This is a genomic window from Streptomyces sp. NBC_00466, from assembly GCF_041433995.1.
GTDB lineage: Bacteria > Actinomycetota > Actinomycetes > Streptomycetales > Streptomycetaceae > Streptomyces.
Window position 1 is genome coordinate 893,575 of record NZ_CP107896.1, and the last position, 11,521, is coordinate 905,095.

Below are 11,521 nucleotides of genomic sequence, written 5' to 3' on the forward strand. Positions count from 1 at the left end.
CGCAAGGGTCACGGTGGGCCCGGGGTCAGAACCCGGCGGGATAGTCGTCAGTCCTGATCACGCGGGCCAGGTAGAACCCGCGCTCCCCCTTGCCCGTTGCGGTCTCGTGGAACTCGATGAGGCCGAGGCCTCTCGGCATGGCCGAGACATACGCTCCGGGGACACCCGGGAGCGGCCGGCCGCTGGGAGGAAGCACGCCCAGTTCCAGGGCCTCGCGCAGCTCGACCATGACGGACGAGACGGCCGACATCACGTCGGCGGGAGTGTCGAAGCCGAAGAGGACGTCTTCGACCTGAGGCGAGAGGATCAGAGGATCCTCCTCCTCCGGTCCCCCATACAGGTCGCCCCCGTCGCTCACCGCCCGCGCTCCCGCAGCTCCCGCATGACCGCGGAAGCCGAGCGCCCCGCTGCGGTGCCCGCCTTCACCGCAGCGGCTGTACGCGCGGTCTGCGGGTCGCCCGCCACCTGGACGAGGAGCCACCAGTTCGTCAGGACGTGGCCGATCGTCTCGGGGGTGGCTTCGCCCATCTCGCGGTAGAACTCCATCCGCTGCGCAGGCGGCAACGCGGCGGCGACGGCGTTCTGCGTGCGCGGGATCGGCTGCGGATCGGAGTGGATCGGTTGCGTACTCACAGTGACCTCCAGGGTGGGCCCAGCCAGCGTATCCGGCGGAGCCGTGGACACGTCGGGGCCGACGCGTACTGCCTTGGTCCACCCCCGGTGGAACGCGAGCACCGACACCCCGCCTCCCGCCCTCACGCGGCACCGTCCCCGGTCCGGCCGCGCCGGCTCGGGAAGAGGTCGATCACGTCGGGCACCGGCGGGAGGTGCGGCGCGCACTCCGGGCACGCGTACATGTTCCACCCAGGCCCGGAATTCTGGTGCACCTCGGCCACTACCACGGGCTCGTCCGTGACGTAGTGGCAGCGCACGCACATACGGACGGGCTTCCGCGCCGGCGTACTGGGGATCGACTCGCTCACCAGGCCACCCCCATCGCGTGCACATCACGGGCATCAAGGTCGATGCCGAAGTCCGCCGCCATCACGAGGTTGAGGCGCCGCAACCGTTGCCTGGCACGCTCCTCCTGTCGCTCGTACGCGACGAGGTAGGGACGGATGAGGGCGGTGTCCTCCCCCGCGAGCCTCTCCGCGAGTGCGTACTGGGACCTCGGCCGCGCGGCCCGTTCCCGCACCTGACCGAACCGCTCACGCGCGCCGTGCCTGTCCGGGGAGCCGGTCCGGCCAGACTCTTCCGCCGCCCACCGGACGTATGGCGCGTTGGTCGGCAGCAAGCCGCCCCGGCACCTCCCGGAGCCAGGCCCAAGCACGCTCAACAGCCACGCAAGCAGCGCGGCGATAGGGTTTCGCATATCCGAAGCTCCATTCTTCGGTAGGCCCCTGGGGATCGGCCCTTGCCCGGCCACCCTGGGGGCATTTCTGTGCTTGACCATCACTGTAGCCGCAGTTATCCACGGTTATCTACGGATGCGCAGAAAGCCGCGGTAACCCACGCTGACGCCATGGACCTTGATCGCACTCGCCCCCTATGGAGACAGATCGCGGCGGAGATCGCGCGGCGCATTCAGGACGGCACCTACCCACCTGGGAGCCGGGTGCCGTCCACTCTGGAGATCGCCCAGGAGTTCGGCGTGGTGAACGCGACCGCGTCGAAGGCCATGCGACAAGTGCGGGAGCAAGGATGGACGCGGGGCGAGGTCGGGCTGGGAACGTTCGTCGTTGACCCCCTGCCACCCACCGCAAGCCCCACCAGGGACTGACCCGCCCCCACCGCACGCCGCCCCCTCCCACCAGCACCCTCCCGGCCGATTCCGGCCCCCCTGTCGGACCCCGCACGTAAAGTGGTCAGGACCGGGGGCGGAGTGATCATCCACGATCGGTGACAGGGGCTGCGGCACGGGTCGTGAGACCACTCCGAGGCAGGCCGGGGGCAAGAAACACGGGGAGGGCCGGCGGGCCATGAGACCTACACTCGCCGCGCAGGCACTGCGCGACACCACGGTCGAGTATCTGACCACCACGTTCGCGCTGGCCGAGCCCGGCACCCAGAAGGCGCTCACCGGTTTCCTCACGGACCCGGCCGACGGGCTCTTCCGCGGGCCGTACCACCGGATCCGGCGGCCGTTCCGCGCCGCCGAGGACGGCTGGCAGCGGCACCTCGACTGGTACAAGGGCGGTTTCCGGCCGTACGCGCACCAGGCCGAGGCGTTCGCCCGGCTGACCACCAAGGACGGGCACGTCCCGCAGCCCACCCTCGTCACCACCGGTACGGGCTCCGGCAAGACGGAGGCCTTCCTCGTCCCGGTCATCGACCACTGCCGACGTGCCAAGGCGGCCGGGAAGCACGGGATCAAGGCCGTGCTGCTCTACCCGATGAACGCCCTCGCCGGCGACCAGGCCGGCCGCATCGGCGACCTGCTGTCGAAGGACGAGCGGCTCCAGGACGTGACCGCCGGGCTCTACATCGGTGAGGCGAGCTCCGCCAAGAACGGCTCCCCGTACGGGCGGGTGGCCGTGGACCGGGCCGAGATCCGGCGGAATCCGCCGGACATCCTGATCACGAACTACAAGATGCTGGACCTGCTGCTCCAGCGGCAGCAGGACGCCCCACTGTGGGTGGACGCAGAACTCGCGTACATCGTGATCGACGAGTTCCACACCTACGACGGCGCCCAGGGCACCGATGTCGCCATGCTGCTGCGGCGGCTCGGCGCCGTCGTGGGGGCTGCCAGGGAGGGCCGGCCGCTGGGCTCGATCTGCCCGGTGGCCACCTCGGCGACCCTCGGCGAGTCGCCCGTGCGGGACAGGCAGGACCAGGGCGGCGCGGGCGGCCCCAGGGCCATGCTGGACGTGGCCTCGCAGGTGTTCGGGGTGCGTTTCCCCGACGATGCCGTGGTCGGGGAGGACCGGCGGGATCTGAACTCCTTCCTCTCCCCCGTCGACCTGTCGTTGCCGCTGCCCTCCCCCGCCGAAGTCATGGCCCTGCCCGATCCACCCGCCCGTGACCGCGGGCTCGACGAGGTCTCGCGTCTGGCGCTGGGCTGTGACACCTCCGACCCCCGCGAAATGGGGCGCCGCCTCCTCGCGCACCCGCTCACCCACGATCTGCTGACCGCGGACGTGGACCAGCCGCTGACGGCCGAGGAGATCCTGGCGGCCTTCCCCACCAATTCGGCGTGGCGGGTGACGGCGGCCCAGGACCCGGAGACCGCCGCCAAGGCGCTGGCCCGGTTCGTCGCGCTGATCTCCGTGGCGCGAGACCCCGGTGCGCCCGACGGCGAGGACCGGCCTCTGCTGCTCGTCGAGACGCACCTGTGGGCGCGCTCGCTCTCCCGGGTCCTGCGGTTCGTCGCTCCGGAACCCGTCTTCTCCTGGACGGAGGCCGACCAGGCCGCCTCCGCCTCCGTCGTCTCCGCCGCGCAGGCGGAGCGGCGCCGCGCGGTGGCGCGTGCCGGGCGCCTGCCGTCGGCGTACTGCCGGCACTGCGGACGCTCCGGCTGGAGTGCCGTCAGCCCCGAGCGGAATCCGACGTCCCTCGTCTCCGCCCCCGATGACGTCTACCGGCTCAGCGCAGGCGGAGGCACCGGCAAGGCCCGGGTGCGGGCGCTCATCGCGGCGACTCCCGCCGAGGCGGCGAAGCAGGCGCGGCAGGCACTCGGCCGGAGCATGCGGCGCGGGAAGCGGGCGGCGGTCCGCGAGGCGACCGTGCTCGTCCTGGAGGACAGCGGGGAGGCGCTGCGCCGGATCGACCCCGACGAGGTGCTGCGCGCCGACGGCTCGATCGCCGAAGCCCCGGAGAGCGGGGTGTTCGTCAAGACGTGGTTCGACAACGCCGACCAGGACGAGTACGCGAAGCAGGACCGCTGCCCGGCCTGCGGTCAGGCCCAGGGCATCCGCTTTCTCGGTGCCGGTGTGGCCCCGCTCGCCTCGGTGGCGGTCACGCAGCTGTTCACCGGTGGTGAGTTGCCGAAGGAGGACGCGAACGGCAACGACGCGCGCAAGACGCTGATCTTCAACGACTCGGTGCAGGACGCGGCCCACCGGGCCGGGTTCGTCGCGTCGCGGGCCTGGAAGTTCTCGCTGCGGTCGCTCGTCCATGAGCAGCTGGCGGAGCGCTCGGACGAGGAACCGGGCCTCGCCGCCGAGGGCGTACCGCTCAACGAACTGATCGCTGCGCTGGTGAAGCGGGCCTCCGTGGACAAGGAGAAGCTGCTCGCCTCGGTCGTGCCGCCCGACCTGCACGACGTGGACCGGGTGAAGCGGCTCCTGGCCGGCAAGAAGCGGCTGCCCAAGGGGACGTGGGACCTGGTGGGTGAGCGGCTGGCGTTCAACACCCTGCTGGAGTTCGGGCTGAACTCGCGGATGGGCCGCACTCTGGAGCTCACCCGCACGGTGGCGGCCGAGGTGTATCTGCCGGACCCGGAATCCGCTGCGAAGCTCGCCGAAGGGCTGTACGAGGAGCACCTGCGGCGGCAACTGCCCGTGGACCCTCAGAAGGCGGCCGAGGACGACGGGCCCGCCGGGGAAGGGGAAGCCGTACGACCGGTCCTGCCCGCTTCCGGGCCGGAACGGCTGCGCCGCTTCGAGGGGTTCGTGCGCGGGATCCTGGAGCACGTGCGGATCAGTGGCGGCATCCGGCACGAGTGGCTGGACAAGTTCATCGACGCCGAGGGGCGCAGCCGCTACACGATCTGGGGCGGGCGTCCCGAGGGGATGCAGGCCTTCGGCTGGAACTCTGACGCGCCGGCGTTCGTCCTGGTGGGGTCGCGTTCGGGCCGCACAGACTTCGAGCGGGTCGACACCAAGGAGAGCTGGTACGCGGACTTCGCCGAGCGCTGCCTGGGGATGGACCGGTCCCTGGCCGCCGGCTACCTCGCGGAACTGCTGCCGCGGCTGGCCGACGCGGAGATCAGCGCCCTGGCCCACCGGCGCACCGGGGAGGAGAAGGCCGGCCGGGGCAGCCAGGAGCACGGGACCTACGGGCTCACGGCCGGGCACATCCGGGTACGGCCGCTGACCGACGAGCAGACTGCGCACGCGGCGCTGGCCTGTCCGGAGTGCGGCTGGACACAGACCGTGCCGCCGGAGCGGGTCGGAGTGTGGCAGGGCCTGCCCTGTCCGCTCAAGGGCTGCGCCGGCCAGCTGGCGGTGCCGTCGGCCGAGGCCCCCGGCCGGGCCGGGCGGGACTTCCGGTCGGACTACTACCGGCAGCTGTACCGGGACGCGGAACCGTACAGCGTGGTCGCCGCCGAGCACACCGGTGTACTCACCCGCAAGGAGCGCGAAGAGGTCGAGAAGGGCTTCCGGCAGGGTGTCCGGCACACCGACCCGAACGTGCTCTCCTGCACGCCCACCCTGGAACTGGGCATCGACATCGGCCAGTTGGAGGCGGTCGTGCTGGCCTCGCTGCCGCCGAGCACCGCCGGGTACGTCCAGCGGGTCGGCCGGGCCGGCCGCTCGACGGGCAACGCGCTCATGGTGTCACTCGCCGACACCAGCCCGCGCGCCCTCTACCACCTGGCCGAACCAAGGCAGTTGATCGCGGGACGCATCCTGCCGCCCGGCTGCTTCCTGTCGGCGGGTGAGCTGCTGCGCCGTCAGTACGTCGCCCATCTCATCGACCTGGCCGCGCGCGGCCGCCTGGAGGGTGTGATCCCGCTCCCCGACCGGGTGACCGCCCTGTTCGGGCGGGTCGGCTGGCTGCGGCGGTTCTCCCAGGCCGTGACCGGGCGCAGGGACCTGGTCGACGACTTCCTGAAGCTGTTCCCCGAGATCGACCGTGTGCCCGACTCCGGGGTCTCCCGGGACGCCCGTAGCTCGCTGCACCGCCATGCGGCGGGGAAGCTGGCCGAGGCCCTGCGGGACGCCGAGGAGGCGTGGGAGGCGGAGCGGGCCGAACTCGTGGACCGGCACGCTCAGATCAACGAGGCGGCCGAGGCGCTGCACGAGAACGTGGAGGACGAGGCCCGGGAACAGCGCAACCTCGCCCGGGAGGCGGTGGGGGTCGCGAAGCAGCTCCAGGAGTTCGCACAGGCCGGAGCGCAGGCGTTCCTGGTCGAACGGGGTCTGCTGCCGAACTACAGCCTGGTGGAGGACGGCGTGCGCCTCGAAGCCGCGCTGACCCGCAAGGAGCCCGCCCGGCGCGCCCGGGGTGCCGCCGGCGCCGACGCGGAGAAGGCGCCCGCGTCGCAGTGGCGCACCGAGAGCCGGACGTACACGCGGCCGTCCGAGTCGGCGCTGACCGAGCTGGCCCCCGGGAACTCGTACTACGTCCTCGGCTACCACCACACCATCGACGGCTTCGATCTCGGTCCGCGCCCCAAGGACGGCGAGGAGGACCCGCGTTCGGCGGTGGCCGCCTGGCGGGTCTGCCGGGAGTGCGGGCACGTCCGCACGAAGGACGCCGAGGCCGACACCTCGCCCTGCCCCCGCTGCGCCGGTCCCGGCATCGGCGGCCGGGCCGCGCTGCACCACGTGATCGTCCCGCGCAAGGTCACCTCCCGGGACAAGCGGGACGACGCCCGGATCATCGACGACCACGACTCGCGCAACCGGCGCTACTACTCGACGGCCACTGCGGTGGACATCGATCCGGCCGCGGTCAAGGAGAGCTGGCGGCACTCGGGCGCCACCTTCGGCGTCGACCACGTGCGCGAGGCGATCATCCGGCGGTTCAACCTGGGACCTGCCAAGCTGAGCCGTCGCCCCGACACGTATTTCGCCGGCACCGAGGTCACCGTCACGCCCTTCGTGCTCTGTCCGCTGTGCGGCGGCGCCACCGACCGCGACCCCGGACACGCCCCCGTACAGGAGGAGCTGTCCGAATCCCTGGCCGGGCGGCCGGAGTTGGCCCACCACCGCCCCTGGTGTCCCACCCGGCGCCGCGGCCGGACCGTCCAGGCCCAGGACCGGCGGGTGATCACCGCCACCGAGCACCGCACCGAGGCGCTGCGCATCCTGCTGCCCGCCGCGACCCTGCACGTGCCAGAAAGGCTGGCTTCGTTCTCCGCCGCCCTGCACCTGGGGCTCGCCCTGCGCTACGGCGGGGATCCGGCACACATCCGGTCCACCCCGAGCACGGAGCCGGACCGCGAGAGCGGGCTGACGCGCAACTACCTGGTGCTCTACGACTCGCTGCCCGGCGGTACGGGATATCTCCAGCGGCTCGTCGAGGGCGTGGGCGAGGAGTTCCGGGCGGTGCTGGCGGCGGCTCAGAAGTACCTGCGGGACTGCCCGTGCAAGGACGGGTCCCGGCGTGCGTGTCACCTGTGCCTGCTGGGATACGCGCCGGAGCGCGAATACCCGCTCCTCGACCGCAGCGAGGCCCTGTGGATGCTCGATGACGTGCTCGGTGAGGACGGGCGCAGCCGGTGGGACGTCAAGCCGCTCCGCAAGGACCGGGCCGGCCGCGCGGAGACCGAGGAGGAGGACCGCAGGCGCTTCGCCCGGCAGGCCCAGAGCGACCTCGAGCGGCGCTTCATCGACTGCCTCGACCGCTGGCTCGACGATCCTGCCAACCAGGCCGACGTTGAGCACGAGGAGACCCCGACCGGCCGCCACGGCAAGCAGTTCACGCTGCGCCGCCGGGACGGCTCGCCGATCCGCTGGGAGTCGGTCGCGCAGAAACCGCTCCACGCCCAGGGCACGGTGCCGGATCTGCTGCTGCGCCCCGTCGCGGGTGAGACCACATCGGACGGAGCTCCGCCCATGCCGGTGGCCGTCTACCTGGACGGCTACCGGTGGCACGCGTCCGCGGCGACGAACCGGATCGCGGGGGACGCAGCCAAACGGGCCCGGCTCCGCGCCGACGGCATGCTGGTCTGGCAGATCACCTGGGACGACGTCATGGCCTGGGAGAAGGAGCTGCGGGCCCGTGCCGGCCGCGGTGCGGCAGCGGAAGGGGACGAGGGAGCGCAGGCGCTCACCCCTGCCCTGGCCGGGCCATCGGCACAGGCCGCGTGGCCGCCGTACGCCATCGACGGAGAGGGCACACCGGGTGGCCGGGCGCGGAGCAACTGGGTGCGGCAGCGGCAGGACCCGGCCGAGATCGACCGGCTGTTCGCCGGTGCTGTCCCCGCCCTGCTCGCCTTCCTCGCCGATCCCGATCTGCGGCGCTGGCACGCACTGGCCCGGCTCTGTGTAGGGGGGCTGCTCCCGCTGGCGAAGCGGGAGGAGGTGGTGGACGCCTCTCCCGAGGCCGCCGTTGCATGGATAGAGGCGACGCTGCGGGGCAACGTCCGGCCGCCCGTGAGCGGTGAGGGACTGAAGCTCTATCCGGTGCGCGACGGCTCCGGTCTGCCGCTGGCGTTGATCGGGGACGCCCGGGCGAAGCCGCAGGGGCTGAGCGCGCTGGCCGTGCTCGACGACCGGACCGAGGCGGTCGCCGGGGACGGTGACACGCACCGGCGGCGCTGGAAGGCGTGGCTGTGCTGGGGCAACGTACTCCAGTTCCTGGACCCGACCGGAACCGGCCGGGCCGACGGGCTGCAACTCGCCCGCAGCGAGCTGGACTCCTTCGACGCGGGATTGCTCGCGGCCACGGCCGTACGGGCCGACGGGCTCCTGACGGCCCTGCGTGAGGAGTTGCCGGGTACCGGACTCGTAATTCCCGAGGAGGAGCGGCAAGACCAGGACGGTGCGCCGGACGCTGCGGCCCAGGTGGCTCCGAGTGCCACGGTCGAAGGCGTTGGGGAGCGTGCGGTTCCCACCAAGCTGGAACGCGCCGCCTGGGATCTCGTCCTGCGCGAGCTGTCGTACGTGGGCGATCCGGAAATCGAGGCCCTCGCCAAGGCGCTCGCGGAGCAAGGTGGAGTGCGAGCCGCCGAGGCGGGCTGGGATGCTCCCGGTGTATCCAGGCCGCTGGAACTCGCCTGGCCGGACCGCAGAATCGCGGTCGTCCTGGATGAGGACGCGGCCGACGAGGCCTACATGGCGCAGTGCGTGGCAGCGGGGTGGCACGTCCGGGCCCCGGGCGCCTGGGACGAGAAGGAGCTCGCCGCCCTGCTCGACGGCCGGCGGGAGAGCGCGTCCGGAGAAGGAGAGGGAGGGGGCCGGTAATGAGCCATGGGGTCAGGACACAGGTCACGGTCACGCCGCAGGCCAACGAGGACATCCGGCGCCTCGACGCGGCCACGAAGAACGCGGTGGGCGACTTCGTCCGCCGGCTGCGGGCCGACCGGTCCAACCGGGCGCTGCGGCTGACCTTTCTGCGGGAGGCGGGCGGAAACGGGCGCCTGTCGCTCGCCGCCGTCGACAGCAGTCGCATGGGGCTGCTCCTCGAGACCGAGGAGAACCGCTTCAGTCTCCTGGCGGTCCGTACCGGGTCGGCGGCGCGGGACGAACTCGCCCGGCTGACCGTGGAGATCAACGCAGTCTCGGGCGGTGTGGAGCTCGTCGACCAGAGCGAGGTCAGCGCCCAGGTGGTGGCGATGCCCGCACGGCCGGAGCCTGGTCCGGAACCGGGCGCCGCGCCGCAGGAGTCCCCGCCTGCGGGGGCAGCCGGGTCTTCGTCCGACGTTGCGGCCGCCGTGGAGGCCGCAACACCCTCCGAGGCCGTTCCGACCACCCTGCCGGTCCCCCTCTTCGCCCGCTACGGCGACGAGGAGCTGGTCGGGCTCGGAGTCATCGCCTCCCTGCTGCCCGCCCTGCGACGGATCACCGACAGCCGCCAGCTGGAAGCCGTGCTCGGTCACAACCTCCCCGGACTCACCCGGGAGGTGCTGCTGGCGCTGCACGACGGCATGGAGCCGTCCGAGGTACGCACGTTCGTCACCGACCAGTGGCGTGCCGAGGAGAGAGTCGATCCGCAGGACTGGGCCCGCGCGGCACGACGCCCCGTCTCGCAGGTGAGCACGGAGGACTCGGCGGTTCTGGACGCGCTCGGGGACAGCTTCGAAGCCTGGCGGCTCTTCCTCCATCCCGAGCAGCGCAGACTCGCCACCACATCGTTCAAAGGTTCGGCGAAGGTCACGGGCGGACCGGGCACCGGCAAGACCGTCGTGGCGCTCCACCGGGTCCGGCACCTCGTCGACAAGCTCCCACCGGGACAGACCCGTCCCGTGCTGCTGACCACGTACAACACGAACCTCGCCGCCGACCTGCGGGAGCGCCTGCACCGGCTCGGCGGTGACGCACTCGTACGCCGGGTCGACGTCAGGTCGGTGGACCAGCTGGCCCGGGAAGTGATCGAGCAGCACCCGGGGTCGGTACTCGGTACGCCCATGGTCGATGAGGAGGCCATGGCCCTCTGGCACCGGGCGTGCGCCGAGGCGGGTGTCTTCGACTACGACGCCGACTTCCTCGATTCGGAGTTCAAGCACGTCATCCTCGCGCAGGGCTGCGGAACGGAACGTCTGTACCTCCGCGCGGAGCGACGGGGCCGGGGTGTGCTGCAACGGGCCGACCGGAAGCGGGTGTGGGGGCTGGTGGAGACGTACCGCGCGCTGCTGGACGGACCGCCCCGGCGCACCACGTACGCACTGATCGCCGACGAGGCCGCGCGGATCGAGGGGCGCCGCATGGCCAAGGCAGTTGAGCAGGCGCGCTACAAGGAGGAACACGGCGGCCTGGACCTCGTCCACCGTGAGGCCGGCAGCGGCATGTGGCTCAAGCCCCGCTACCGGCATGTCGTGGTCGACGAGGCCCAGGATCTGTCGGCCTCGCACTGGCGGATGCTGCGGGCGATGACGGCACCCGGGCCGGACGACATCTTCCTGGTCGGCGACGCCCACCAACGCATCTACTCGCACCAGGTGGTGCTGGGCAGACTCGGCATCAGTACCCCCGGACGGGCCTCCCGACGGCTGACCCTGAACTACCGCACGACGCGGGAGATCCTGGGCAGTGCACACGGCCTGGTGCACGGTGAAAGCTTCGACGATCTCGACGACGGTCGGGACACCCTGGACGGGTACCGGTCCGTACTGACCGGGCTGGCTCCTCAGTACTGGCGTGCTCCAGACTGGGAGACCGAGATGCGTGCGATCGCCGCCCTGCTCAAGGAGCGCCATGAGCGCTACGGCACTCCGTACGCGGCCATGGCCGTCAGCGTGCCCGACAAGGACGCCGTCACCCAACTCGCCTACACCCTGGCGCGCAAGCCCTTCCTGATCCCGGCGAGCGAGATCGGCCGGGAGGGGCCCCGCGACGTCGATACCGTGAGTATCGGCACGATGCATCGGTTCAAGGGGCTGGAATTCCAGCGGGTGTTCCTGGCCGGTGTCAGCGAAGGACTTGTTCCCCATCAGCGCATCGAGGCATTCCGGCTGAGCGGCCCCGATCGATACCGCCAGGAGGAACAGCGAGCCCGTTCCCTGCTCTTCGTGGCAGCGACCAGAGCACGGGACGAACTGATCGTCACCTGGCACGGCCGAGCAAGCCGTTACCTACCCCGGCATGCCGACCGTGACGCCGGCCGTGCGTCGTCCCTGTTGCGGGACGACGGTCCGCCGTCGGGCTCGAACGCGGCTTGACACCGTCACAAGGCCACCTGCCTCCTCATC

7 protein-coding genes are annotated in these 11,521 nt (G+C 71.8%); 3 read left to right on the top strand and 4 right to left on the bottom strand.

Translation table 11 applies throughout. The annotated features are described in order from the left end of the window. Positions 1-25: 25 nt before the first annotated feature. The 4 genes from OG210_RS03910 to OG210_RS03925 all read right to left on the bottom strand — a co-directional run bounded on the left by OG210_RS03910 (position 26) and on the right by OG210_RS03925 (position 1,294). Positions 26-358, bottom strand: coding sequence for a hypothetical protein (locus OG210_RS03910; RefSeq protein ID WP_371534991.1), 333 nt, complete (start codon positions 356-358; stop codon positions 26-28). Further along, positions 355-633, bottom strand: a complete 279-nt coding sequence (locus tag OG210_RS03915) for a hypothetical protein (protein WP_371534992.1) — start codon at positions 631-633, stop codon at positions 355-357. Before OG210_RS03915 ends, OG210_RS03910 begins: the two co-directional genes overlap by 4 nt. A 122-nt stretch (positions 634-755) precedes the next feature. After that, positions 756-983: a hypothetical protein gene (locus OG210_RS03920; RefSeq protein WP_371534993.1), complete on the bottom strand. Its 228-nt coding sequence runs from the start codon at positions 981-983 to the stop codon at positions 756-758. Beyond that, on the bottom strand, positions 980-1,294 hold the full coding sequence (locus tag OG210_RS03925; RefSeq protein ID WP_371534994.1) for a hypothetical protein: 315 nt from the start codon (positions 1,292-1,294) through the stop codon (positions 980-982). The genes OG210_RS03920 and OG210_RS03925 overlap by 4 nt, the downstream gene beginning before the upstream one ends. Positions 1,295-1,522: 228 nt before the next feature. Here OG210_RS03925 and OG210_RS03930 point away from each other — a divergent pair, with 228 nt between their 5' ends. The 3 genes from OG210_RS03930 (at position 1,523) to OG210_RS03940 (ending at position 11,491) form a co-directional block, all read left to right on the top strand. Continuing rightward, positions 1,523-1,780, top strand: coding sequence for a GntR family transcriptional regulator (locus tag OG210_RS03930; protein ID WP_371534995.1), 258 nt, complete (start codon positions 1,523-1,525; stop codon positions 1,778-1,780). A gap of 199 nt (positions 1,781-1,979) precedes the next feature. Next, complete coding sequence (locus OG210_RS03935) at positions 1,980-9,077, top strand: DEAD/DEAH box helicase (protein ID WP_371534996.1); 7,098 nt, start codon at positions 1,980-1,982, stop codon at positions 9,075-9,077. Next, positions 9,077-11,491 carry a UvrD-helicase domain-containing protein gene (locus tag OG210_RS03940; protein ID WP_371534997.1) on the top strand — a complete coding sequence of 805 codons (2,415 nt, stop codon included), beginning with the start codon at positions 9,077-9,079 and terminating at the stop codon, positions 11,489-11,491. Before OG210_RS03935 ends, OG210_RS03940 begins: the two co-directional genes overlap by 1 nt. The last annotated feature ends 30 nt before the right edge of the window (positions 11,492-11,521 follow it).

Excerpts from the sequence above, each read along its gene's own strand:
- OG210_RS03930 (WP_371534995.1), top strand. The coding sequence starts at position 1,523 with ATGGACCTTGATCGCACTCGCCCCCTATGGAGACAGATCGCGGCGGAG.
- OG210_RS03935 (WP_371534996.1), top strand. The coding sequence starts at position 1,980 with ATGAGACCTACACTCGCCGCGCAGGCACTGCGCGACACCACGGTCGAG.
- OG210_RS03940 (WP_371534997.1), top strand. The coding sequence starts at position 9,077 with ATGAGCCATGGGGTCAGGACACAGGTCACGGTCACGCCGCAGGCCAAC.